This window comes from Armatimonadota bacterium, assembly GCA_013314775.1.
GTDB lineage: Bacteria > Armatimonadota > Zipacnadia > Zipacnadales > JABUFB01 > JABUFB01.
Map to the genome: position 1 here is coordinate 271026 of JABUFB010000006.1, position 25493 is coordinate 296518.

At 63.9% G+C, this 25493-nt stretch carries 21 protein-coding genes; 13 read left to right on the plus strand and 8 right to left on the minus strand.

All coding sequences use genetic code 11. From position 1 onward, the window contains the following. Nucleotides 1-2 precede the first annotated feature (2 nt). From HPY44_06890 to HPY44_06900, 3 genes are all read left to right on the plus strand, one after another. Nucleotides 3-2906, plus strand: coding sequence for an SEC-C domain-containing protein (locus HPY44_06890; protein NSW55717.1), 2904 nt, complete (start codon nt 3-5; stop codon nt 2904-2906). 153 nt (nt 2907-3059) lie between these two features. Next, nucleotides 3060-4179, plus strand: a protein-coding gene (locus HPY44_06895) for a peptide chain release factor 2 (protein ID NSW55718.1) whose coding sequence is annotated in 2 segments (ribosomal slippage) — nt 3060-3116 and nt 3118-4179 — 1119 coding nt in all. Because the reading frame shifts where the segments join, the coding sequence is not laid out codon by codon here. Beyond that, nucleotides 4176-4829: a 5'-nucleotidase C-terminal domain-containing protein gene (locus tag HPY44_06900; protein ID NSW55719.1), complete on the plus strand. Its 654-nt coding sequence runs from the start codon at nt 4176-4178 to the stop codon at nt 4827-4829. The genes HPY44_06895 and HPY44_06900 overlap by 4 nt, the downstream gene beginning before the upstream one ends. A gap of 241 nt (nt 4830-5070) precedes the next feature. Here HPY44_06900 and HPY44_06905 read toward each other — a convergent pair whose 3' ends face one another. Genes HPY44_06905 through HPY44_06915 form a run of 3 tightly spaced genes read right to left on the minus strand, consistent with a single transcriptional unit; the run spans nt 5071 to nt 6524 of the window. Then, nucleotides 5071-5832 carry a class I SAM-dependent methyltransferase gene (locus tag HPY44_06905; GenBank protein NSW55720.1) on the minus strand — a complete coding sequence of 254 codons (762 nt, stop codon included), beginning with the start codon at nt 5830-5832 and terminating at the stop codon, nt 5071-5073. Between the two features lie 4 nt (nt 5833-5836). Beyond that, nucleotides 5837-6145, minus strand: a complete 309-nt coding sequence (locus HPY44_06910; GenBank protein ID NSW55721.1) for an acylphosphatase — start codon at nt 6143-6145, stop codon at nt 5837-5839. Continuing rightward, complete coding sequence (locus HPY44_06915; protein NSW55722.1) at nt 6117-6524, minus strand: hypothetical protein; 408 nt, start codon at nt 6522-6524, stop codon at nt 6117-6119. The genes HPY44_06910 and HPY44_06915 overlap by 29 nt, the downstream gene beginning before the upstream one ends. Nucleotides 6525-7143: 619 nt before the next feature. Between HPY44_06915 and HPY44_06920 the strand changes: the two genes are divergently transcribed. Together HPY44_06920 and HPY44_06925 are read left to right on the plus strand one after the other, a co-directional pair. Next, nucleotides 7144-8136: a Gfo/Idh/MocA family oxidoreductase gene (locus HPY44_06920; GenBank protein NSW55723.1), complete on the plus strand. Its 993-nt coding sequence runs from the start codon at nt 7144-7146 to the stop codon at nt 8134-8136. 159 nt (nt 8137-8295) lie between these two features. Then, nucleotides 8296-9210 carry a hypothetical protein gene (locus HPY44_06925; GenBank protein NSW55724.1) on the plus strand — a complete coding sequence of 305 codons (915 nt, stop codon included), beginning with the start codon at nt 8296-8298 and terminating at the stop codon, nt 9208-9210. 82 nt (nt 9211-9292) lie between these two features. Here the strand turns inward: HPY44_06925 and lpdA are convergent, their stop codons facing one another. The 3 genes from lpdA to HPY44_06940 all read right to left on the minus strand — a co-directional run bounded on the left by lpdA (nt 9293) and on the right by HPY44_06940 (nt 13453). After that, entirely contained in the window at nt 9293-10681 is a 1389-nt protein-coding gene (lpdA, locus tag HPY44_06930) for a dihydrolipoyl dehydrogenase (GenBank protein ID NSW55725.1), read from the minus strand. A 51-nt stretch (nt 10682-10732) separates the two neighbouring features. Continuing rightward, complete coding sequence (locus HPY44_06935; protein NSW55726.1) at nt 10733-11815, minus strand: alcohol dehydrogenase catalytic domain-containing protein; 1083 nt, start codon at nt 11813-11815, stop codon at nt 10733-10735. A gap of 210 nt (nt 11816-12025) precedes the next feature. Next, nucleotides 12026-13453: an L-seryl-tRNA(Sec) selenium transferase gene (locus HPY44_06940; protein NSW55727.1), complete on the minus strand. Its 1428-nt coding sequence runs from the start codon at nt 13451-13453 to the stop codon at nt 12026-12028. A gap of 594 nt (nt 13454-14047) precedes the next feature. Between HPY44_06940 and dnaA the strand changes: the two genes are divergently transcribed. From dnaA to HPY44_06980, 8 genes are all read left to right on the plus strand, one after another. Beyond that, nucleotides 14048-15427 carry a chromosomal replication initiator protein DnaA gene (gene dnaA / locus HPY44_06945; GenBank protein ID NSW55728.1) on the plus strand — a complete coding sequence of 460 codons (1380 nt, stop codon included), beginning with the start codon at nt 14048-14050 and terminating at the stop codon, nt 15425-15427. Between the two features lie 448 nt (nt 15428-15875). Continuing rightward, the gene (gene dnaN, locus HPY44_06950; GenBank protein NSW55729.1) at nt 15876-16988 is read left to right on the plus strand and encodes a DNA polymerase III subunit beta; all 1113 of its coding nucleotides are present in this window, start codon (nt 15876-15878) and stop codon (nt 16986-16988) included. 14 nt (nt 16989-17002) lie between these two features. Continuing rightward, on the plus strand, nt 17003-18139 hold the full coding sequence (gene recF / locus HPY44_06955; protein NSW55730.1) for a DNA replication/repair protein RecF: 1137 nt from the start codon (nt 17003-17005) through the stop codon (nt 18137-18139). Continuing rightward, nucleotides 18136-18825 (plus strand): DUF721 domain-containing protein, encoded by a 690-nt coding sequence (locus tag HPY44_06960; protein NSW55731.1) that lies wholly within the window; start codon nt 18136-18138, stop codon nt 18823-18825. The genes recF and HPY44_06960 overlap by 4 nt, the downstream gene beginning before the upstream one ends. A gap of 206 nt (nt 18826-19031) precedes the next feature. Continuing rightward, the gene (locus tag HPY44_06965; GenBank protein ID NSW55732.1) at nt 19032-20414 is read left to right on the plus strand and encodes an RtcB family protein; all 1383 of its coding nucleotides are present in this window, start codon (nt 19032-19034) and stop codon (nt 20412-20414) included. Between the two features lie 161 nt (nt 20415-20575). After that, nucleotides 20576-21853 (plus strand): serine--tRNA ligase, encoded by a 1278-nt coding sequence (gene serS / locus HPY44_06970; protein NSW55733.1) that lies wholly within the window; start codon nt 20576-20578, stop codon nt 21851-21853. Further along, nucleotides 21853-22905: a hypothetical protein gene (locus HPY44_06975; protein NSW55734.1), complete on the plus strand. Its 1053-nt coding sequence runs from the start codon at nt 21853-21855 to the stop codon at nt 22903-22905. The genes serS and HPY44_06975 overlap by 1 nt, the downstream gene beginning before the upstream one ends. Further along, nucleotides 22895-23824 (plus strand): hypothetical protein, encoded by a 930-nt coding sequence (locus HPY44_06980; protein NSW55735.1) that lies wholly within the window; start codon nt 22895-22897, stop codon nt 23822-23824. The genes HPY44_06975 and HPY44_06980 overlap by 11 nt, the downstream gene beginning before the upstream one ends. Here HPY44_06980 and HPY44_06985 read toward each other — a convergent pair. Both HPY44_06985 and HPY44_06990 read right to left on the minus strand, forming a co-directional pair. Then, the gene (locus tag HPY44_06985) at nt 23821-24696 is read right to left on the minus strand and encodes a ParB/RepB/Spo0J family partition protein (protein ID NSW55736.1); all 876 of its coding nucleotides are present in this window, start codon (nt 24694-24696) and stop codon (nt 23821-23823) included. The two genes, HPY44_06980 and HPY44_06985, sit on opposite strands and share 4 nt — an antisense overlap. Beyond that, nucleotides 24689-25471: a ParA family protein gene (locus HPY44_06990; GenBank protein NSW55737.1), complete on the minus strand. Its 783-nt coding sequence runs from the start codon at nt 25469-25471 to the stop codon at nt 24689-24691. The genes HPY44_06985 and HPY44_06990 overlap by 8 nt, the downstream gene beginning before the upstream one ends. Between the last annotated feature and the right edge of the window lie 22 nt (nt 25472-25493).

Genomic DNA, 25493 nt, shown 5'->3' on the forward strand with positions numbered 1-25493 from the left:
GGATGGGCTCGCTCTGGGCAGCAATCCTTGGGGCCTTTGACCCCAATACGAAGATCATCAAGCGCATGCGGCGGCGGGTTGAGGACATCAACGCCCTGGAGCCCCAGATGCAGGCGCTTGCGGACGAGGACTTTCCGCGCAAGATCCAGGAACTCCGGGACCGCATCCAGAATGGGGAATCCCTGGACGACATCCTGCCGGAGAGTTTCGCGCTGACTCGCGAGGCCGCACGACGCGTTCTGGGTGAGCGGCCTTTCGATGTGCAGCTTATCGGCGGAATGGTCCTGCATGAGGGCAAGATCGCCGAAATGAAGACCGGCGAGGGGAAGACCCTCACCGCCACCCTCCCCCTTGTTCTCAACGCGCTGTCAGGCAAGGGAGCGCACCTGGTCACCACCAATGACTTCCTGGTCAAGTGGCAAGCGCAGTGGATGGGACAGGTGTACGGGTTCCTGGGCTTGACCGTGGGGTACATACAGCATGACATGTCCCCGGAGCAGCGCATCGAAATGTATTCCCGGGACATCACTTACGTCGAGAACAGTGAGCTGGGGTTCGACTATCTGCGGGACAACATGGCCGGGCACCCCAGCCAGCTGTGTCTGCCCGAACTGAACTACGCCATCGTGGACGAAGTGGACAGCATCCTCATTGACGAAGCCCGCACCCCGCTCATCATCTCGGGCCGACCCCAGCAGACGGTGCAGTTCTATGAAGCGGTGGACCGGGTGGTGCGCAGGCTGCGGCCGTCCACAAACCAGGACAACAAGGACGAGACGCCTGACGGCGATTACATCGTGGATGAGAAGTTCCACCAGGCTGCTCTCACCGAGAAGGGGCAGGAGAAGGTCGAGCAGATGCTGGGCATCAGCAATCTGTCCGACCCCGAATACCTCGACATCGCTCACCATGTGAACGCCTCCCTCAAAGCGCACACGCTCTACAAGAGGGACGTGCATTACGTGGTGCGTGATGGCGAGGTGGTGATCGTCGACGAGTTCACCGGTCACTTGCAGCCCGGACGGCGCTATTCCGACGGTCTGCACCAGGCCATCGAGGCCAAGGAGCACGTGCGTGTCGAAGAAGCCCGACAGACCGTAGCGACCATCACGTACCAGAACTTCTTCCGACTGTACAAGAAACTGGCGGGCATGACGGGCACCGCAAAGACAGAAGAAGCAGAGTTCGTTCGCATCTATAACATGCCCGTGGTTGTGGTCCCAACCAATCGTCCCGTTGCCCGCAAGGACTTCCCTGACATCGTCTTCAAGACCGCCGAGGCCAAGCAGCGCGCCATCGTCAGCGACATTCTCCAGGCATATATCCGCGAGCAGCCGACCCTTGTGGGCACCCGGTCGGTTGAGTTCAGCGAGTACGTGAGCAGTCGCCTGGCCGCCGAGCCTCTGCAGATGCATGTCCTTGTGGACCTGTGCATCCACCGCATCTACGAAGGCGCCGATGTCAAGCTGACCAAAGAAACCCGGCAGCAGTACCTCAACGCCCTGCGGGTTCCCGTGGAGCGCCAGGACCGCTACGCTCTGCGGCCCATCGCAAGGGAACTGGGCGTGGACATGAAGCCCGACGCCGAATCCAACATTGCCGAGTATCTGCGCATCCTGCGAGTGGTGGATGACTCCACCCCGGCTGATCTGCGCGAGAAGTACGCCGAACGGCTGAAGCTGGCTCTCGTGGAAGGCGTGCCTCACAATGTGCTGAACGCCAAGTACCACGAGAAGGAGGGCGAGATCATCGCCCAGGCCGGCCGGCCGGGTGCGGTTACCGTCGCCACCAACATGGCGGGGCGCGGTGTGGACATTGTTCTTGGCGGCAAGCCGGACGACGGCCGGAAGTTCGACCCCGAACTGCAGGAGAAAGTCAAGGCTCTCGGCGGTCTGCACATTATCGGCACCGAACGCCACGAGAGCCGGCGCATTGATAACCAGCTGCGCGGACGCTCGGGCCGCCAGGGAGACCCGGGAAGCTCGCGATTCTACGTGTCTCTCGAAGACGAACTGATGCGGCTGTTCGGCCCGGAGCGCTTCGGTTTCTTCCTCAATTCCTGGCCCGAGGAAGAGGCTATCGAGCACAAGATCGTCACCCGCAGCATCGAGCGCGCCCAGGAAAAGGTGGAGATGCGGAACTTCGACATCCGCAAGCACACCCTCAAGTACGACGACGTCATGAACAAGCAGCGCGAGGTGATCTACGGAGACCGCCGTCGGGTGCTCATGGGCGAGGACATCAGCGAGAGTGTCCTGAACATGGTCCGGCGCACGGTGAACGGCGTCGTGGACACGTATGCAAGCATGCAGATCCACGCCGAGGACCGGGACATCGATAGCCTGTACGCAGCCCTGATCGAAGCCGTGCCGGGCCTGGAAGAACGCCTCACCGTCGACGACGTGTGGGACATGAATGGCCCGCATCTTGCCGAAGACCTAGCGGAGGCAGCGGTCAGCTTCTACAAGGAGCGCGAGGCGCTCATCGGCCCGGAGCTCATGCGCCAGATCGAGCGCGGCTGGCTCCTGCGCATCATCGACACACGCTGGATGCAGCACCTGCAGGAGATGGACTACCTGCGAGACAGCGTGGGACTTCGGGCTTACGGGCAACTGGATCCGCTCCTGCAGTACCAGAAGGAAGCCTTCGAGTATTTCGAGGCCCTCCTGGATCACGTGGCCCGGGATATGACCCGCGCGGTGTTGACGACGGAGGTTGTGGTGGAACAGCGCGCGATGGAAGTCAAGGACATGGAAGAAAGTACGCCCATGACGGAAGCGGCGGAAGATCACCGCGGCCGATCACGCACCGTCGTCAAGGAGAAGGAGCCGGGCCGCAACGACCCGTGTCCCTGCGGCAGCGGATTGAAGTACAAGAAATGTTGTATGAACAAGGTGAAGGCCTGAGGCCGTGAGCCGCCGGTGGGATAGGAAATCCTGTCCGCCGTCGCCTTTCACCGCGAGGGGCGGGCGTCTCGCCCGTCAGATGTTCGCCTTTAGCCGTCTGCAGGGGCGACCGCTGCAATCACACCAAAATCTCACCGGGTGGAGGGAACACCCATGCTGATGGAAATCCGCGACGAGCTATCACAACTGCGCGACTCCCTTGATGAAATGGGGAATCGTCTTTGACCTGGCCCAGCGCCGGGCTGATCTCGAACAACTCGAGAAGGTGACTGAAGAGCCGGGATTCTGGGACGACCCCGAGTCCGCACAGAAGCACATGCAGAAGATCAACCAGCTCAAGCAGTTCGTGGAGCCCTGGGGCGTGTTGCGCCAGGAGATCGAGGATCTAGAAACTCTCGCGCAGCTGGCTGTCGAAGAAGGAGACGAAGGCCTGGAGGCGGAGCTCAGCGAGGGCCTGGAGAAGGCCCGGCGCGACCTGAGGGACCTGGAACTCGCCACGGTCCTCAGCGGTCCGTATGATCAGAACAATGCGATCATCACTATCACCGCCGGAGCCGGTGGGACGGAAGCTTGCGACTGGGCCGAGATGCTTCTGCGCATGTACGGCTTCTGGGCCGAAAACTTCCGCAAGTACAAGTTCGATGTCATCAACTATGTGGAAGGCGACTCGGCGGGCATAAGAAATGCAACGGCGAAGGTGGAGGGGCCCATGGCCTTCGGCTACCTGAAAGCCGAGGCCGGGGTTCACCGGCTCGTGCGCATCTCGCCGTATGACAGCTCAAAGCGTCGGCACACCAGCTTCGCATCGGTGGACGTCATCCCGGAAATCGCCGAGGGCGAAGGGGTGCCGATTAAAGAAGAGGACCTTCACATTGATACATACCGGTCCAGCGGCGCGGGCGGACAGCATGTGAACAAGACGGACTCGGCGGTGCGCATCAAACATATTCCCACCGGGATCGTGGTACAATGTCAGAATGAAAGATCGCAACATGCGAACCGCCGGGCAGCCATGCAGGTACTCCAGGCGCGGCTCAATGAACTTGAGCGGCGTAAGCAGAGTCAAGAACTTGAGGGACTGCGCGGCGAGAAAGGTGAAATCTCCTTCGCCAACCAGATCCGCAGTTACGTATTGCAGCCGTACACGATGGTGAAAGATCATCGCACGAACGTGGAGAAGTCGGATGTCGAAGGGGTGCTCAACGGCGACATCGACGACTTCATCAAGGCCTATCTGCAGTGGCTTGCGGGCCAAGGGGGTGAGGGGCAATGAAGACCCTTCACTGGCTGACCGCGGCGATCATCACGATGGCGGTCGTGCTCACTCTGCCGGGGGCGCTGGCGGATGGCACCACCAGCACGACGCTCACAACCGTGGGGATCGACGCGGAAGAGACGACATTCGGCGACCTGACCACTGACGCGATTTCCGACGCCGCGGGCACGACGCTGGCGATGGCGCCTGCCGTGGTTTTCAAGCCCGGCGAGATCGCGCCCGGCAAGGTGACGCAGACGGCGATCGCCCAGTTGCTCCACGATCCGGAGGAGAAGTGGGCGGTCCTTGTCCTCACGGGAAGCCAGATCCGCGCGGCAATGGAGCGCTCCGTGTCCTTCGCGCCCACACCCCGGGTCTTCTTTCTCCAGGTCTCCGGCCTGACCGTGGTGTATGACCCGAACGCGCCCCGGGGCCGGAAGGTGAAGTCCATCAACGCGGGCTTCGCGCCTTTGGATGACGCGGCAAGCTACGAAGTAGCGATGCCCGAAAGCCTGGCTGAAGGCGGGTCCGGATACTTCACAATCTTCGGCGATGCTAATCGTGTCCGCACCGGCACGCGGGGTCTCGCCGATGAGATCGCCAACTACGTGACGAAGCGCGGCTCGGTAAGCTACACCGGCCAGGGCAGGATCGTGGTCGGGGGCTGAGTCTCTGCCCCGGGTTGAAACCCTGGGCTGTGGGCCTTCGGCCAATCGTCCTAACGGACGAGAAGGGCTTGCTGTCTGTAGGGCGCGGGCTCGTACCGCGCCGGCTGTTGATCGTCAGTGGCACAGGCAATCCTGCCTGTCCGCCGTCCCCGCATTGGGCCGAACCGGGTACAGGCACCCGCTTCGCAAATGGCAGCGAAGCGCGATGCCAGTCCGCTGGTGCCGTTCGCCTTTGCCGCCTCTACGCCTTCCGCGCCACGTACAGAAGCTGTCGGTGGTGTCCCGCGAAGGGCTCCCCCTGGTAGGTTCCGTAGACGCCCGTTTCCTCAAATCCCGCTGCCTGCATCAGTTCTCGCAGTTCGTCCAGCCCGTACAGCCGTATCGACGCCTCATGAACAATTTGGCCGGGGTCGTCGGGCAATGACCAGCGGCTGTTCATGCGGCTGCGGGCCTGGTCATACCGGCAGCGCAGGATGAGCTCCTTGCCGGTGGAGGTGACGTGGGACTGGCAATAGGGAGCGTACAGGATCTGGAACTGCCGGTTGCGGGTGTCTAGCAGGAAGCGGCCGCCGGGCTTGAGGACTCTCGCGGTTTCGCGCAGCACCGTCTCATTCTGCCCATCTTCGAGGAAGTACCCGAAGCTGTTGAACAGGTTGACCACCACGTCCAGGCTCTCGTCGGCGAAGGGCAGATTCAGGGCGTCGCCGCGGATCAGCGGTGCGGATACTTTCAGGTCGGCGAAGACCGCCATGGCGCAATCCAGCATCATCTCCGACGCATCCAGGCCCACCACATTCATCCCCCGCCGGGCCAGACGCGCGAGATGCCGTCCGTAGCCGCAGCAGATGTCGGCGATACGGTCCTGCGGCGTGAGCTTGAGCATGCGCACCAGCCCCCGCACCTGGCTGTCGGTCTCGCGGTCCGAGGGGAAAAAGGACAGTTCAAGGGAGTCGGGGCTCTCAAAGAACCGCCGCCACCAGTCCACCGAAACCTGGTCACTCATTGGCTTACCATCCGGTGTGGCGCACTTCGAAGGTTACCAGCGAAGGGTCCGGCTCTTTCCAGTTCGTGACAACATCGCGGACCCACGCGAAAGGCGGGCCCTCGCGCAGTTTCTTGAGCATCTCTTCTACGGCATCCGGCGGCCCCTGCACCATGACCTCCACGTTCCCATCCCCCAGGTTCCGCACCCAGCCAGTGAGCTTCAGCCGCGCGGCCTCGCGCTGCACATAGTAGCGGAACCCCACTCCCTGCACCCGTCCTGATACCACCGCATGCAGCCGCTTCTCATCCTTCTCGCTCTTGCGACCGGCCATCGTCCACCTCTCTTCTTGCCCCTGTCCGCCGGAATATCAGCCATGCGCGCAGGCCCCAGACTGCGGCGCCGGCGCCGATTGCTGACATCACCGCGAGGATCACCAGGCGCAGCACCAGTGCTCTCAACAGGGGCAATGCTGCAGGCTCCCCGGAGGGTGCGGCCACGATGGTGCGGTCCGCATAGGCCGGATCGGGCGCTTCGGCAACGGTCGCAGCGCGCACCCGGGGTTTTGGGAACGCTGCGCCCCGGACAGTGACCAGACCCAGCACCACCGACAGCGCCAGCAGGCCCAGCCCCAGCCAAAATGCCATCAGTCCGGGGGTTGCGCGGCTCCGGTCCCGTAGCAGACGGGAGACTTCTGCGGTCCGTGTACTCAAGCCACTACGCCACCTGATGACCGCGCGCGGCGGCAGGCATTGAACGTGGCGAGAGTATATCACAGGGCGCGAAGGGGGGCAAAGCGCAGGGGCTGTAGTTGCCGTGTGCAGGACGCGTGTTCGTCCTGCGCCGATCGTTCCGAGGGGCCAACGTCAATTTCCGCCGACCGGGACGGCCTCTTCCGCCGACCGGGACGGTCGGCCTACGCGAAGACTTCACGTCGCGTAGGTCGTCGGTGCCCCGGGTTGAAACCCCGGGGCTAGGGGCCTTCGGCCGGGCGTCCTGAGGGACGCGAAAGCCGAGAAGATTGCCGACCGGGATGGTCGACAGGCCGTGGGCCGTGCCGTCCGTTGTTGCCGTCCGTCGTCGGTGCCCCGGGTTGAAACCCCGGGGCTAGGGGCCTTCGGCCGGGCGTCCTGCCGGACGCGAAAGCCGAGAAGATTGCCCACCGGGACGGTCGGGATACGCGAAGCCCGTCGCATGCCTTTGCCCCACAGGCCGCGAGGCGGGCGGCAAATACCAACCACGGCCTCCCTGGAAGGACCCTCCCGCACCTGTGTGGAAGTTGCCGGCCACGCAAACCGGACAGTTACCACCGTTCATCTGGAGGGAACTCCAATGCCACTGGGCATCTGCGTCATCGGCGCCGGGGATCTTGGAACAAATCACGCAAAGAACTGGCTCACCGTGCCGGACGTGCAACTCATCAGCGTTGCCGACCCCAATCTCGAACGGGCCAATGCGTCCGGCGAGAAGTACGGCTTCCGGTCGGTCCACGGCGACTACCGGGAAGCCCTGGATCAGCCCGGCATCGATGCCGTCTCCGTGGCCGTGCCCGAGTATCTGCACCGAGAGTGTTCCGAGGCCGCGATGGAACGCGGGTACCATGTAATGTGCGAGAAGCCCATCTCCCTTACCGTTGAGGACGCCGAGTCGATGATCGCCACCCGCGACCGCACGGGCGTTAAGCTCGCCTTCGGCTTCTGCAAGCGTTTCCTGGGGCAGATCCACGCCCTGCGCGACCTGGTGCAGGGCGGACGCATCGGCCGGCCCTGCGTGTACCGGTTCGTCACCGGGGTGGAGCGACGCCCGAAGATGTGGATCATGGACCGGCGCTACGGCGGCGGCCCGGTCATCGATTTCTGCTGCCACTACTTCGACCAATGGGGCATCATTTTCGGCGGCAAGCCGGTGCAGGTGATGGCCGCCGGGATGACCTTCTCCGAGGGCGCCGAGGAACTGCCCAACATCGAGCCGGAACTGGACACTGCCAACTTCACGGTGGAATATGACACCGGCGACATCGGCATGATCAGCATCACGTGGGGCCTGCCGCGGGGAGTGAGCACCGGCGGCTTCGAAGACCTCATCGGCCCGGACGGGGTCATCGATATCCAGGGCCTGAAGAAGCTCACCCTCAAGACCCGCGAGGGTGAGGAGGTCTTCGATGACCTGGACACCGACATGTACGCGAAGCAGTTGCAGGCCTTTGCGCGGTCGATCCGGGAAGACCTCCCGGTTCCGGCCAGCGCCGAGGACGCCCTCGCAGCGCTCAAGGTGTCCCTCGCGGTGATCCAGTCCGCGCGCACGCATGAGGTTGTAAGGTTGTAGCGTGGTGAGACCTTACGGGCAGCATGATTGCACCCTCATCGCGCAGGTCGAGCGTCTCGCTCGACATTGCCGCCCGAGGCTCGAGGTCGACCGGGATGGGCGACCTACGCGAGACGGTCGACATACGCGGATCGCTCACACACCACCGAGGAGACAGACATGACGCACGACGCGCTGTTCGATGTCATCGGCCTGGGCGGGGTCTGCTGGGATATTCTCGCCACCGTCCCCCGGTATCCGGCACTTGACGAGAAGATGGAGATGCAGGACTTCACCCAGCAGGGCGGCGGCCAGGCAGCCACGGCAATCGTTGCCGTCGCCCGTCTCGGAGGGAAAGCGGCTATCTGCGGGCGCATCTCCGACGACGAATTCGGCGCGAAGAACCTGGCGGAGTTTCGGCGCGAGGGCGTATGCACCGACATGCTCCAGATCATCCCCGGCCACACCTCGCATTTCGCCTTCTGCGTGGCCGAACTGGGCGCCGGACATCGCACTATCTTCTGGAAGCACGGAACGGTCGCGAAGCTCACCGCCGAGGACATCGACCGCGAGGCTGTCCTGCGCTGCAAATGCCTTCTGCTGGATGCCCACCATTCCGCTGCCTCCATCGGCGCTGCGCGCTGGGCACGGGACGCCGGCGTGCCCACGGTGCTGGACATGGAACGCACGCATCCCGACAGCCGGGCGCTCCTCGAGACCTGCGACTACCCGATCTTGCCCGCTTGCTATGCCACACTCCTCACCGGGCTTGCCGACCCGGTGGATGCCGGCTGGAAACTCCATCGCGATCTGGGCCGGCTGCTGATCGTGACTATCGGCGTGAAAGGCGCCTGCGCCTTCGTGGACGGAGAACTCCTCGCGGTGCCGGCTTTCGAGGTGAGTCCGGTGGTGGATACCACCGGCGCGGGCGACGTGTATCACGGGGCCTTCGCGTACGGGCTCACGCTGGGGTACGGCCTGGAGGAGAACATGCGTTTTGCGGCGGCGGTGGCAGCACTCAAATGCCGGGCCCTGGGGGGCAGGACCGGGATACCGTCTTTCGCCGAGGCACGGGAGCTTATGGACCGCAACTGAGCAAGGGTGAGGCGAGTGGGGCTGCTTCTGCGGCAGCGCCACTCGCACCCACCCCCGGCAAGCGCGTCATCAACAGTCTCCCCTACTTGTGAATCGCCCGGCCCAGCACGTCCAGGGCTGCCTCGCCGGTGACCTCAGACAAGGTCGGGTGATTGTGGATCGTGTTGGCAACATCCTCAGCCGTCAAGCCGTTGGCCACAGCAAGGGTCAGCTCGGCCATAAGCTCCGTCACTTCCGGACCCACGCCGCATGCGCCAATGACCTTGCCCGTAGCCGCATCGGCAACGATCTTCACCAAGCCCTCCCTCTCCCCTATCGCCGATGCCTTGCCGATCGCCGAGAAGGGGAAGGACCCGACCTTGACCTCGATGCCCTGCTCTTTGGCCTGGTGCTCCCGCAGGCCCACGGAGGCCACCTGTGGGTAAGTGTAGATCGCCGCGGGCACGGCACCGTAGTCCATGTGACCGCCGTCGCCGAACATGGTCTCCACCGCGGCCACCGCTTCGTGAGACGCCTGGTGGGCAAGGCCGATTCCGCGCAGGCAGTCGCCCGCCGCAAAGATGGAGTCCACTGCGGTGCGCAGGTGCTCGTCCACGGTGATCCGGCCGCGATCCACCTCGACCCCCACCTCCTCCAGGCCGATGTCCTTCGTCTGCGCCCGGCGCCCCGCGGCCATGAGCACCGCGTCTGCCGGGATCGACTTCTCTTCTCCGTCTTGCTCATACACCAGGCGCTTGCGGCCGTCGGCGTCCTCAATGGCCGTGCATTTTGCGCCAAGGACGATGTTGATGCCCGACTTCCTGAAGGACTTGGCCAGCACATCAGTGACCTCGGGGTCCTCCGTTGGCACGATGCGGTCCAGCATCTCGACGATTGTGACCTTCGCCCCGAACTGGTTGTACACATACGCGAACTCGCAGCCGATGGCCCCTGCGCCGATGATCGCCAACTCCTGGAAGGGCCCCGGGAGAGTGACTGCGTCGTCGCTGGTGAACACGCCGTCGCTGTCCGAGCCGGGGATGGGCAGCACGAAGGGCACGGAACCGGTGGCCACGAGGATGAAGCGCGCACTCACGGTTTTCTCCTGCCCCTTGGGAGAAGTAACCGTCACCTCGTTGGGCCCGGTGATGCGTCCGCGACCGTTGGCCGAGACGATCTTGTTCGCCTTGAACAGCCCCTGCACCCCGCTCACAAGGCCCGTCACACAGCGTCCGGCATGCTTGCGCACCGCGTCCAGATCCACCTCTGGCTCGCCGAAGCTGATACCGAAACGCTTGCCGCTCCTGGACTGTTCCAGCAGGTGCGCGCAGTGAATCAGCGCCTTGCTGGGGATGCAGCCGCGGTTGAGACAGGTGCCGCCGACTTCGCGCTCCTCAATGACAGCCACTTTCGCGCCTAGTTGTGCGGCGCGTATTGCCCCGACGTAGCCTGCCGGGCCTGCGCCGATCACGATCAGGTCAAAGTCAGACATCAGTGAACCTCCGGGGGTTTCTTCGCCGGGCAAACGCCGGCAGGTTGGGTCTCAGTCTGGAACAAGGACAGCCTTTACCGCCTGGCGCGACCTGACCGCCTCCAGCGCCTCATTTGCCGCCGAGAGCGGAAAACGGTGGGTCACCAGTCGGTCCAGCGGGAACCGCCCGGACTGCACCAGCGCCACGGCCTGGTACAAGTGCCGGGCGTCGGATACCCATACGCCCTGCAGCCCCACGTTCTTGCGCGCCAGTTTCCCGTAAACATCGATGCTGACCTCCCCCACCGGCGAGGCAACCCCCGGCAGCGCCACGATCCCTCCCGGCGCCACCATCTCCAGGGACTGCTCAACGCTGCGCGCATTGCCGGCGCAGTCCAGGACCACCGGGAACGGCTCCATCTGGCCCGGGGTCAGGTCGGCGGTCAATGCGGTCACGCAGCCCATCTCTGCGGCCAGTTCGAGACGCGAGCGGCTGCGCTCAGTGCCCGCCACCACCACTTCGGATGCCCCCAGGCTCAGGGCGAAGGCAGCGCTGAACAGCCCCAGTGGGCCCGGACCGATGACCAGCACGCGGTCGCCCAGCTGGATTCCCGCCAGCTCAATCCCGTGGGCTGCGGTTGCCCCGCTGCACGTTGCGGGCACGATGGTGATCGGGTCTATCCCCGGCGGAAGCACCAGCACCTCGCTGCGCGGCCTCACATACAGGGCTTCACTGTAGCAGCCATTCAGCCAGTACGGCTCTCGCGCGGACAGGGAGATCCCGTACACCTGCCGGCTGGGGCAGAGAGACGCTTCCCGGCGCACGACGCAGTAGTTGCACTGCCCGCAGGTGATGCCCCGATTCCAGACCACCAGATCGCCCGGCCGCACCGGCCTGCCCAAGAGATCAACGCGTCCCGGATCACAGTCGATGACGGTCCCGACACCCTCGTGGCCGGGGATCAGGGGCAGGAGGTCATCCCCGACGCGGGGATCGTGACGGTCGATGATCTCCAGATCAGACCCGCAGATGCCCGCGGCCTCCATGCGCACCAGCACCCCCCCAGCCTCCATTGCGGGCACGGGTAGCTCAACGGGCTCCAGCGGCTTTCCGAACTGGCGGAGCATCATAGCCCGTGCGGTCGAAGCCCTCACTGGACCTCCACCGCCGGAAGCGGACACATCTTTGGTTCAAGCGAGTGCAGGTTACTGTGGAAAACCTTGTGCATACTGGTGATAACTCCGAACCGGACACAATTTCGTTCAAGATGCGCAGAACATCTGCGTATAAACATCGGATTTTTGCTGAACAATTGCCCTCTTCGGCTGCCCTTGTAGAGGGATAGGCGCAAAACTTATATATCTCTATCCAGTATCGTTTTGTGAACTTCTCGCCTTCGCGCAGGCGACCACCGCACTGATGAGCCCCCCCACCTCCTGGGGGAAGATGGTCCGCGCATCCAGCACAAGCGCCCCTTCGGAGACCCGGGTGTACACCGACGGGGTCCCGACTCGCAGGCGCCGGGCCAGTTCATCCGTGGGCGTTCCCGCCGGCGGGGTGACATGGACCGCTGCGGTGTCCAGCTCCTCCTCGGGCAGGGAGCCGCCGCCGACGCGCGCCGACCGGTCCACAACCACGCGAGCCCGGAAGCCTTCGGGCAACTGATCCACAAGCTTCGCCGCAATGCTCTCGGCCCGCTCGCGCACGGATTCCAGGGGCTCGGTGGCCGCCCGAAGTGTGGGGATGCGCTCGCAAGCGAGGTCCGGGTCTGCCAGCAGGTCCAGGGTGGCCGTCAGCGCCGCGATGGTCATTTTGTCCACACGGACCGCGCGGGCGAAGGGGTGCTTCTTCATCTGCTGGATGATGTCCGGCTTGCCCACGGCAATGCCGCACTGGGGCCCGCCCAGGAGCTTGTCGCCACTGAAGGTCACCAGGTCGGCCCCGGCGGCCAGACTGGACTGGGGCGTTGGCTCGTCCCCCACGCCCCGGGCCGCCAGGTCAATCAAGGCCCCGCTGCCCAGGTCCTCGATGAGCAGCAGGCCGCGGGCATGGGCCAGATCCGCCAACTGAGAGATGGAAGGGGTGCTGGTGAAGCCGATGATCCGGTAATTGCTGGGGTGGGCCACGAGAATGGCGGCGGTATTCTCGTTGATCGCGCGCTCATAGTCGGCCAGATGGGTGCGGTTTGTTGCCCCAACTTCCCGCAGAATACAGCCGCTCTGTTCAATGACCTCGGGGATGCGGAAGGACCCGCCGATCTCGATGAGCTGGCCGCGGGAGATGATAACCTCTCTCCCCCGGGCCAGGGCCGCCAGAGCCAGCATGACCGTGGCGGCGTTATTGTTGAACACCGCGCCGGCAGGCGCTCCGATGATGGTCTTCAGCCGGTCCTCCACATGGACATGGCGGCTGCTGCGTGTCCCGGTCTCCAGGTCTGCTTCAAGGTTGTTGTATGACCTGCAGATACGGTACACGGCTTGCGCGGCCTCTTCGGCAAGCACTGAACGGCCCAGATTGGTGTGGATGATGACCCCGGTGGCGTTGATTACCGGGCGCAGTCCGACGCGCGCCTCAGCCTCCAGCGACTCACGGGCGCGGTGGATGGTCTCGCCCGGCACGTCTGCGGGGGGCTCCTTGCCGGCGCGGATGGCTGCGCGCAGATCATCCAGTGCCGCGCGCAGGGCCTGGGTCACGCGCAGGTGACCGAACTCCTGCACCAGCTCCGCGCCCTGCGCTGTCTCAAGCAGTGCTCCGACGGCAGGGAGGCTGCGCAGCGCCTCGTTGATATCCATGGTCACTCGCTCCCGCATGAGAAATCGCTCTCGAGCCCTCACGGGCGGCCAAATGCCCCTGGTGGCCCTGCAGACCGCCTGTCCATTGTACTCAACACAGGTGTCTGGGGGGAAGGTCCGCTCACGGTTTCCACAACCCTGTTGGCAGTGCGGGAGGCCTGTGCTATACTCGTGGCCTTCATGCCCGCAGTCTTCTCTGGAGTGCGGGCCGCAGGACGCCTCAATCCGACACAATAATTTCGCTGAAAATGCCTCTAATGTTCACAAATAGTGGGGAGGAACCGGGCTCTTCCCCGCGAAAGTTGGCATGAGCGGAGTGGCCTGGATGGGGGCTTCCAGCAGTTTCACCGTCGACAGACTGCTTTATTCGTGCTAAGCAGCGATTCCGGGGCCGTTCCGGGAGGGTATCTCGGACCGTAAGTCAGCCGCTCCGACCTGGGCATCGGGGCGACGTGTCCGCTACCGCATTGATTGCGTGGGCGCGCGATCATCTTCATCTTCACAGCCATGATCCTCGTTGATCCAGCAGCAGCTGATTGCAGACGCTGACATGCGGAAACCTCCTGTTCGCGCCCCCAAGAGAGGTCAAAGGGGATGGCGACCAGCAACGTGTCTGAGAGCACGCACCTTTGGACGGCGGCTCTCCCGAAGCTGACCGAGCGCGTGGGCAGCGCGACCTTCGACAGCTTCTTGCGCAACACCATCGCCCTGGATTTCGACGGGCAGACCTTCACCCTGGGTGTTCCCACCAAGTTCGCCAAGGACTGGCTGGAGCAGCGCCATGCCGACGCCATCGTGGAATGCCTGTCCCAGGTGGCCAACAGTCCGGTAGTGGTGCGCATGGAGCTCATCGGAAGCGACACGGCCGTGGCCCCCCCGCCTCCGCCGCCTGTTGTCCAGCGCGCGCCGCATCAGGAGACGGGAAGGCCCGACATGTTCGGCGGCACCCCGCTGAACCCCCGCTACACCTTCGAAAACTTCGTGGTGGCGGATTGCAACCGTTTCGCCCATGCCGCCGCATACCAGGTGGCGCGGTCGCCCGGGCGCTCGTATTCCCCGCTGTTCATTCACAGCAAGGTCGGTCTTGGCAAGACCCATCTCATGCAGGCGATCGGCCACTATGTGCGGCGGGAGAACCCTGCGGCTCAGGTGGTGTACATTTCCGCTGAGAACTTCGTGAACCAGGTTATCACCGCTATCCGCGAGGGTCGGGGCGAGGAGTTCCGGCGCAAGCACCGCTACGGGGATGTGTGGCTCGTGGATGACCTGCAGTTCATCGCGTCCATCGAGGGGCCGGCATCGGAAGAGGAGTTCTTCCACACCTTCAACTTCCTGGCCGAGACCAACAAGCAGATTGTACTGGCCAGCGATGCCCCACCGCGGCAGTTGAAGATCATGAACGACCGCCTGCGTAGCCGCCTGGAAATGGGCATTGTCGCGGACTTGCGGGCACCTGACGTGGAGACCCGGGTGGCGATCCTGGAGAAGAAGGCGGAAGCCGAGGGCGTCATGGTGCCCCGGGAGATACTGGAGTACGTTGCGACGAAGATTGAGTCAAACATTCGCGTGCTTGAGGGCGCTCTGGTCAAGATCTGCGCCTACCAGTCCCTTTATCAAGTTACGCTCACTCTTCCGGTGGTTGAGGACATCATCGCAGACTACTCCACCGCCGCCACTGACCGCAGGGTCACCCTCGACGACATCGTCGCCCATGTGAGCGCCGTCCATTCGGTGAACCCGGAGGATGTCAAGGGGCCAAAGCGAAACAAGGAGATCGTCTGGCCGCGGCAGGTGGCGATCTACCTTGCGCGGGAACTCACGGATAATTCGCTGGCGGCCATCGGGAAGTATTTCGGGGGCCGGGATCACTCCACAGTGTTGCACGCTTACAACAAGGTGAGCGAGCAGATCCTTGAAGACGAGCAGGTCCTGTGGGCGATCAACGACATGCGGGCGGCATTGAGGGGAGAGTAAAGCACAAGCGGCAGCTCAAGCCGATAGCAGTCCGCTGCCTCGTGTTCGAAGCCTGCGGCAACGACTGCTGATCACCCAGCTACACCCGCGGGCGACTGCAGCTGACACCGATTCAGAGCGCAGGGCGCCTCACCGCAGCACATGCATGACCGAGCTTTTCCACAACGTGCCTTGATAGCCTGTTGACGTGATTGGGGACTGTGTGAGAAACTGCCGCAATCGTGGATGATGTGGATAACTCCCTGGCGTTACCCACTGATTTATCCCGAGCCGGAAGGCCCATCCAACCACAGTTCCGGGCCTGTTTCCACACTATCCACGGCACTACTATTACTACTGCTGTCTAGATATACTCCAACGGCCTTTAGCCGTTCTCGGGGAAAACTGAGACCAGGTCCGAAGCAGACGTCAAAAAACACCGTGCGTGAACCAAGGGAGGACCGGACTGATGCTGAGAGTTAGCTGCCCTCGGGAGGCTCTTCATCAGGCGGTGCAGACCGTCGCGAGAGGGGTTACCGGGCGGAGCATGCAACCAGTGCAGAATAACATCTACCTAGAGGCAGTCGGGAGCCAGCTCAAGCTGGTTGCCACGGACCTCGAGGTTATCAGCCTGGAGGCCCTGGTGGATGTGAACGTGGTCGACGAGGGCGCTGTCACTGCCCCCGCGCGTCTGCTGCAGGAACTGGTCAACTCCCTGCCTGATTCCGATGTGATCCTGGAAGCCGATGAGCACCAGGCTCTCGCCGTTCACTGTGCCTCGGTGAACTACACCATACGCGGACTGTCTGCCGCTGATTTTCAGATGTTCCCGCCGATGGGCGAGGGCATCAATGTTGTGATGCCCCAGTCTCAGCTTCACGCCATCTTGTCCCAGACAGTTTTCGCAACTTCCCGGGACGAGACCCGCCCCATCCTTACGGGCGCATTGTTTGAGTTCACCAACAATGCGCTCAAAGTGGTGGCTACGGACACGTACCGTCTGGCCATGCGCACCGCCGTGATCGATCTGGCTACCGAACACCCTGTCTCCGTAATCGTGTCTGCTCGAGCGCTCAGGGAGGTTCATCACATCCTCAATGCGGATTCCGAGGACAGCGTGAATATCGCGGTGTCTGCGAACCAGATTCAGTTCAGCATGGACAACTGCCGCGTGTCCTCTCGACTGATCGAGGGTCAGTTCCCCAACTACCAGAAGGTGATTCCGGACAGCTACGAGCGCACCCTCACCGTGGCTGTGAGCCAGCTTGAGCCGGCACTGCGGCGCGCGGCGCTCGTGGCGCGTGACGATGCCAATCGCGTCGTGGTGCGGCCAAGCGCGGATAGCGTCCAGCTTACTGCCAAGAGCCCGGACGTGGGCAACTTCGAGGAGACGGTGCCGGGATCGCTTGAGGGAGAACCCACTGAGATCGCCTTCAATGCCCGCTATCTGCTGGAAGTGGTGGATGCACTGGATGTCGAAAACCTCGTGCTGCAGCTGTCAGGACCGCTGAACCCCGGGATGGTCCGTATGCAGGGCAATGATGAGTACTTGTATGTACTCATGCCCATGCAGATCACGTAGGAGACAACTCGCCGGTGTACCTCAAGCGCCTGGGCCTTGAACAGTTCCGTTGCTACCAACGAGCGGACATTCTTCTCGGCCCGGGCCTTCACGTCCTTGCCGGTCCCAACGCCAGCGGCAAGACCAGCGTGCTGGAGGCCATTTATCTGCTGGCCTCCACGAAGTCGCACCGAACCAATTCAGACCGGGACCTGGTGAAGTTCGGGGCAGAATGGGGCCGGGTGACCGGGGAGTTCCACACCACCCAGCGCGGCGAGCTCACGGTGCGCGTGACGCTGCGCGCGATGAACGGGGACAGCGGCCCGCGCAAGACCATCGAAGTCAATTCTGTCCCCAGGCGGCGGTTCGCGGATATCATCGGCCAGACCGCCGTGGTGATCTTCGGACCAGATGACCTGAATCTCATCAAAGGCCCGCCCGGAGGCCGCCGGCATTACCTCAATGCGGGCATTTCTCAAGTCCGTCCGGCCTACCTCGACGACCTCATGCGATACCGCCGTGCCCTGCGCCAGCGCAACGAGTGCCTGAAGGCGCATTTCAATGACCCGGACATGGCCGAAGTGCTGTGCGCGTGGGATGTGCAGCTTGTGGATTGCGCTGCCAACGTCTCCGCGGGACGGGAAGACTTCATCCGCGCGCTGGCGCCGCACCTGAAGGCCATTCACCGGGACCTTAGCGGGCAGACAGAGGACATCGAGATAAGATACGACAGCGACTTGAGCGAGGCGGTGGGGATCAACGAGAAGCGAGCGCTCATGCGAGAACTGCTCGAGGGCGCACTGGACCGAGACCTTCGCTTGGGACGCACCAGCCGGGGCCCCCACCGGGACGACATCGACCTGACCATCGACGGCAAGAGCGTGCGCACCTTCGGTTCCCAGGGACAGCAACGCACGGCGGCGCTGGCGCTGAGTCTGGCTGAGGCGAGGGTGATTGAGCAGTGGAGCGGCGAGACCCCCATCGTGCTGCTTGATGACTGCCTGTCGGAATTGGACGAGACTCGGGCCCGCAGAGCGCTGGAGCTGACGCGTTCCGTGGAGCAGGTCATCGTCACCACCGCCTCGTGGGACCGGCTTCTGGATGAGTACGCGCAATCCGCGCGGGTGCACACTGTCGGGGGCGGACAGATCGGGGAGGGTGGGGCCGAGTGAACCGCATGAGCGACGGGGTCGCGTCCCCCCTGAAGGACGCGGTGGAGAGCCTGCTTCGCCAGCGGGGACTGCTCAAGGTGAGCCGAGAGGCGCTGGTGCCGGTGCTCTGGCCGCAGGTCGTGGGCCCGTGGTATGCGCGGCACATCCGGGTGGTGCGCGTGGATGACGGCGTGGTCACCGTGAAATGCGATTCGGCCTCGCGCGCGCAACAATTGCAGCTCGATGCGAACCGGATCATCGAGGCGCTCAATGAGCGGCTGGAGTCCAGGACGGTGCGGGAGATCCGAGCCAGCACCGGCGCTGTCAGCTGGCGCGAGCCCGGCGTTCAGGCCGGGCAAACCCAGGCGCCGCAGGGCCCGTCACAGTGGGAACTGGACGCTATGGCGCTTACGTCTAATGAAGCACGCTGGGTGGAATCCGTGGCGGCGCGCATTGAAGAAGGCCCTCTGCGGGATCAGGCCCGGCGGGTCCTCGCAAACCAGTGCAAGATCGACCGGTGGAAGGTAGAGCGCGGGTACCGTCCCTGCGAACTGTGCGGAGTGCTGGTGCGGCCCGGTGTGAAGCGCTGCCGGTCGTGCGATCCGGGGCGCATCCCAGCCCAGGGAACCCACGAAGTCCCGGACACGGAGTACGCCGACCGGACAAGCTCGCGACGAGGCCGGCCCAGGGGAAATCGCAGGCTCTAGGAGCCTGCCGCCGACGTCCGGGACATCCGCCATACCGGGCATCGTGGTGGCCGGAAGGCGGCCGGCGCCGGCGCCTCTGCCCCACCTTGTCACACCATCTTACGCGCGAAGGGCCGTGAGGCAAGATGCCGGGACAACGCTATGAGGGTCCCATCGAGCGCATCGGACCGTGTCGCTGGAAGCTGCCGAAAGACCCGGGTCGCGGGATGCTCACCGACGGCGTGGTCTATGCCGACGAAGAGCTTTTTCGGGACCTGCGAGATGACGCGGCGCTCTGGCAGGTCGCGAACGTCGCCTGCCTGCCCGGGATCATCGGCGAATCCATGGCCATGCCCGACTGCCACTATGGCTATGGTTTCCCCATCGGCGGCGTTGCGGCCACCGATGCCGAAGAGGGCGTGATCTCACCTGGTGGCGTGGGCTACGACATCAATTGCGGAGTGCGGCTGCTGCGCACTGATCTTATGCTGGACGAAGTGCGCGACAAGCTGCAGGACCTGGCAAATCAGATTTTCCGGGACGTGCCCTCCGGGGTCGGCGAGAAGGGCAGCATCCCCTTGACTGAGCCCGAACTGCGCCGGGTGCTTGCCCAGGGCGCCAAGTACGTTGTGAGCCAGGGAATGGGGACCCAGGCCGACCTGGATTGCACCGAGGAAGGCGGGTGCCTGGCCTCGGCCGATCCGGACGCCGTGAGTTCCCGCGCAATGTCCCGGGGCCGACCACAGGTGGGCACTCTGGGCAGTGGCAATCACTTCCTGGAAATCCAGACGGTGGATGAGGTCTTCGACGAAGAGGCGGCCTCCGTGATGGGTATCGATGAGGTCGGGCAAGTCTGTGTCATGATCCACTCGGGCTCCCGCGGCCTGGGCCATCAGGTTTGTGACGATGCCATCGAGGTCATGCAGAAGTCCATGCGCAACTATGGGCTGCGTGTGCCGGACCCCCAGCTCTGCTGCGTTCCCGTGACCTCCCCCGAAGGGCAGGAGTACTTCGCCGCGATGTCGGCGGCCGCGAATTTCGCCTGGGCCAATCGACAGGCCGTCATGCACCTGGTGCGAACCGCTTTCGAACGGGTCCTGAAGGCGGGCAAGGGCAGGCTTGGCATGGAGCTTGTCTGGGACGTGGCCCACAATATCGCGAAGTTCGAGACACACCTGGTTGGCGGCAAGGAGCGCCGCCTCTGCGTCCACCGCAAGGGCGCGACGAGAGCCTTCGCACCCGGCAGGCCCGAAGTGCCCAAGCGTTACCGCGAGATCGGTCAGCCGGTTATCGTGCCGGGCGACATGGGCTCGGCGTCCTTCGTGCTGGTGGGCACCCAGACGGCCATGGAGCGCACCTGGGGGAGCACCTGCCATGGTGCGGGACGGGTCCTGTCGCGCCACCAGGCACTGAAGCTGCAGCGTGGTGATGAGGTGGCGAGGAAGCTGGAGGCTCAGGGGATCGTGGTCCGGGCTGCCGGGAAAAAAACCCTTGCGGAAGAGGCCCCGGAAGCCTACAAGGACGTGAGCCGCGTGGTGGATGCTTGCGTCTGCGCGCAGATCGCGCGGAAGGTGGTCCGCCTGCGTCCTGTCGCGGTGATGAAGGGATAGTACTGTGGGGAAAGGTGACGCCTCTGCCCCACCTCCGACCCGCCCTTGACAGACCCGGGGTTTTCGGGGATTCTCAGCAGCGAGAAACTGACAGCGTCCGCCGGCCCAGGGCTTGACTTGGCCCTGTCCAGTGTTCGGACCGAAAGGAAGTGCTTTCGCCAATGATCGACCGCCGACTGATCCGCGAGACCCCGGAAGTCGTCCGCAAAGCCCTCCGGGACCGCGGTTCCGACTTCAACCTGGATCGGCTTATCGAGCTGGAGGCGCGCCGTCGCGAACTGCTGGGCGTCGAGTCCCTCAAGGCCGAGAAGAATAGCCTGTCCAAACAGATCGGGGCCACTATCCAGTCGGGCGGCGACCCCGAGCCCCTCAAGGCGCGGGTTGCAGACATCTCGGCGCAGATCGCCTCCATGGAAGAGGAACTGGGTGAGGTTGAGCAGGAACTCGACCGCATGATGCTGGATATCCCCAACATCCCCCTTCCCAGTGTCCCGGTGGGGGCCAGTGAAGAAGACAACGTCGTCGTGAAGACCTGGGGCGAGCCCCGGCGATTCGACTTCGAGGCCCTCGGACATTGGCAGATCGGCGAACGACTGGGCATTTTGAGCTTCGAAAGGGCTGCCCGCATGGCAGGCGCACGCTTCGTCTGCGATGTGGGCCTCGGAGCAACCCTGGAACGCAGCCTGATCAATTTCTTCCTGGACACCCATACGCGGAAGCACGGGTACACGGAGGTTCTACCACCCATTCTATCGAACGCAGAATCGCTTATCGGCACCGGTAGCCTGCCGAAGTTCGAAGAGGACCTGTTCAAGACCCGGGAGGGTTACTACCTGATCCCCACCGCCGAGGTTCCGCTGACCAACATGCACCAGGGCGAGATCATCGAGGGCGACCTGCTACCCCTGTATTACACCGCCTACACCCCCTGCTTTCGCAGTGAAGCGGGCTCGGCGGGCCGGGAGACCCGGGGGATGATCCGTCAGCACCAGTTTCACAAGGTGGAGCTGATGAAGTTCGTAAAGCCCGGGCAAGGCGATGAGGAGCTCGAGAAGCTCACCTGCGACGCCGAGGCGATCCTGCAGATGCTGGACCTGCCCCATCGTCGCGTGGCCCTGTGCACTGGCGACATCACCTTTGGTTCGGCCCAGACGTTTGACCTTGAGGTCTGGATGCCCGGCATGAACACCTGGCTGGAGATCAGTTCATGCAGCCAGTACGGGGATTTCCAGGCGCGACGGTGCAATACACGTTATCGGCCTGAAGCCGGCGCGCGGCCCGAGTACGTGCATACCATGAACGGATCGGGTCTGGCAGCCGGGCGCACGGTGGCGGCAATCTTGGAGAACTACCAGACCGCCGAGGGCACCGTGGTGATCCCCGAGGTGCTCCGGCCCTACATGGGGGGCGTTTCGGAGATCTTCCCGCCGGAGCGGTGATGCCTACGAGCCCGGCCACTGCAGCGATCGTACTGCTGCTCAACGGTGTCCAGCTCGACATGCCCCACCCCGCTCTGCTTGTCGGCGGGGTGGGCTGTATCCCTGTGCGCCCGGTGGTCGAGCGCCTGGGCGGGCAGGTAAACTACCGCCCCGGCCGGAGCATCTCCGCCCAGCTGGGTGCCGACGCCATCGCCTTCCCTCTGGCAGAAGCCGGCCATGGCCCCAGCGAGAACCGGGCAGTGAGCATTGGTGGGGTGGTGTACGTCTCTGGTCGCGACTTTGCGGCTGCCCTCGGTGGGCTCTGTCGCTGGCAGCCCGAACTGAGGGCACTTGACCTGCTCTTGCCGCCGACGGGCGGGGCTGGATCAAACCCACTCACAGGCCCGTCGGAAGCCGTACTTGAGCATGGCCGTCCTCGGACACTCGCGGGCCGCATCGCTGACCGCTCCGCGGCGCTCCTCTCCCCCACCCTGGGTTCCCCCGATTTCCCCCCGCGTTCGGTGATGATTGATACTCTCTCATCACTCACGAAGTGCAGTAGCCAAGACAATGAGATCGAAAAACACTTCTCCGGACCATTGAGCGGGCGCGGGCACGGCCTTCGGCTCGAGGGACGCTGGGAGATGCAGGGCTCTGATCCGCCGGTTTTCCTCGCCTGGGGGCTGCAGGAAGATGCCGAGGGCTTCCCCGGCCCCGAGGTTGCTCAGATCAGTGCCCATCGGCGTCTGTACGTGCGAGAGGAAGAAGTCGTGTTCCTGCTGCGGCGGAGCGGCCCCCGCCCTCCCCAGGGGTGTGTGATCGCTCTTTCCGAGCCTTCCGGTGAGACCTTGAGGGTGACGGTGGCGGACGAAGCTTGGCGTAGAGCGGAGATAGGCAACTCGGGAGCCGTCTGGTCAGGGCACGTGGTCTACCCTCTGCCTCATGAGGAGGGCCGGCGGGGTCTGGGCCTCTGGTCCGCGAGCCTCCTGGGTCCGGATGAGCAGCCCGAGGCGCGTTGCTGGTTTCTGGTCGCGCCGGGGGGTACGGAAGGTGGAAAATCCGGTGGCGAGTGACCGCAGTCCGGGACCTGCTCAATCGCGCATTTCGGGTTCGGTATTCCACCCGTGGTGGTTGTGGACCCTGGCGGCTGCTGTCGGCGCGGTTATCGGAGCGGGTTGGGCGATGGGGTCGCGTCAGCCGGCGTCTCCTGTGAACCCGTTCCCGATCAGCCCCACGGCCGCGGCAGCGGTCAATTCCGGCGGGCTGTACGAGGTCCGTTTTCGGGTCGGTGGGAGCAAGGTCGAGGCAGCGGAGTTGGTTCCTGCCGGGGTCACCGAGATCACTGCACAGGCGGATCTGGGCGATAGCGGTGATGGCGCGCCTGTCACGGCCAAGTGGTGGTGGACGGGAGATCCCCAGGAGGCTCCCCGCGTGGTGCGCAAGAGGTCATCGGGCCGCACAAGAGTGACCGCGGTCTTGCGGCTGCCCGGGGACAGAGTGCCTTTCACGCCGGGGGTTGGTGAGGTCGAGTTCCACAGATCGGGGGAACGGGTGGCGAGGGGCTCTTTCGTAGTCTGCGCGGACGCCGACGCCATTCTCGCTCAAGCGGATGCAACGGGACGGCCGACCGTGGTCGACCAGGTTCAAACGAGCCGGGCTGTGGGGGCAGACGGCTCTCCGGTCTCTCCCACGGACCGCTTTGGCCCCGGGGACAGGGTCTATGTCGTCTTCCGATACAGGCTGGCCGTTCCCGGCACCGAGTTCCGGGTCAACTGGTACGCGGGCGGGACGGAGATCGGGCGTGCGCAGACCCGCATCGTGGCGCAGAGCGCCGAGGGCTGGGGCCACGCCTGGCTCAGCGCAGGTGGATCAGGTCTGCCGGCGGGAGAGTACCAGGCGACTGTTACCTACGGGACGTCCCCGAAAGTAATGGGCAAGACTTTTTTCCGCGTAACTGGCCGGGCAGACGTGTCTTCTCGCAGATCCCCCTAGTTGAGTTGGTCCAGGAGTTCCAGCAGCAGCACCAGTCGCTCGAGTTCCTCGGCGCTGGAGTAGTTGATCTCGATGCGCCCGTCCCCTTTGGACTTCTGGCGGATCCGCACTTTGGTCATAAGAACCCCCTGCAAGTGGTCCTGGATTGCACGGAGGTTGGGGTCGAGGCGCGGTCTCTGCGGTTTTTCTGAGACGGCCTGGCTCTCTTCCCTATCCAGAGCTTCCCGCACGGCACGCTCGACTTCTCTGACGGTCAGCCCATCTTCCTGAATCTTCCTGGCGAGTGCGAGCATGGCCTCGGGATCGCCAGACAGGCCAAGGAGCGCTCTACCGTGGCCCTCGGACATGGCGCCGGACTGGATCGCGGTCTGGATTTCCTCCGGGAGGTCCAGGAGTCGGAGAGTGTTGGCGATTGCGGATCGGCTCTTCCCCAGGTACCGCGCGAGCTCTTCCTGGGTGAGCGCGAATTCATTGATGAGGCGTCTGTATCCGCGGGCGGCCTCGAGAGGGCTGAGGTCTTCACGTTGCAGGTTTTCGATGAGAGCCAGCTGGAGTGACTCTTCATCGGTGATGTCCTGGGTAATGCAGGGCACCGTTTCCAGTCCTGCTCTCTGCGCTGCTCGCCACCGGCGCTCGCCGGCGACGATCTCATAGTCATCGCCTTTCTTTCGGACGATGATGGGCTGCAAAACGCCGTGGGCCTCGATGGATAGGGTCAGCTCTTCCAGCCGATCGGGATCAACATCGGCTCGCGGCTGCATCGGATTCGGGTAGAGAGAGTTGATAGGCACTTCCACGAGGGCCCTGGAATCGTTGATGGGTCCGGAGGGGATCAACTCGCTGAGACCTCTGCCCAGTGACCGTTTACGCACGCGGGAACACCTCTCTATATAAGTCCCAGTATGCTTTTGCGCCTCTGCAGGAAGGCTCGTAGACCACGGCAGGAAGGCCGTGGCTGGGTGCTTCGGCCAACTTGATGTTGCGGGGGATGGAACGCTGGTACACTTTCGGTCCCAGGAACTGGCGCACCTCCTCGGCCACCTCTGCCGACAGATTTGCGCGGCCGTCGAACATGGTGATCACCACGCCCCTGATGGACAGCTCCGGGTTGATCTGGGCCTGCACGAGTTTGACCACTTTGATGAGCTGTGCGAGGCCTTCCAGGGCATAATACTCTGCCTGGATCGGGATGAGAGCGTCCTTTGCGGCCGCAAGGCTGTTCACCGTGAGAAGGCCCAGGGAAGGAGCGGTATCGATGAAGATGACATCGTACCGTTGGTGAGCCGGCTGCAGCGCGTGTCTCAAGCGCGTCTCGCGGGCGATAGTGCTGGCAAGCGTCAAGTCGGCGCCCGCAAGGTCGATGGTAGCCGGCACGAGATCCAGACCCGGCACGCGAGTAGTCTGGACCACCTGATCGAGAGCGGATTCGGGGTCCTCACGGAGGGATTCGTCGGTAAGCAGGTCGTAAACGCAGGCCTCCAGCTCAGAACGGTCGATACCGAGGCCAGTAGTGGCGTTGCCTTGAGGGTCAGTATCCACCAGCAGGACGCGCTTGCCGTCCAACGCGCCGCATGCCGCGAGGTTGACAGCGGAAGTGGTCTTCCCCACCCCGCCTTTCTGGTTGACGACGGCCAGACACTCAGCCATGATTGACCCCCTGGCATATTGC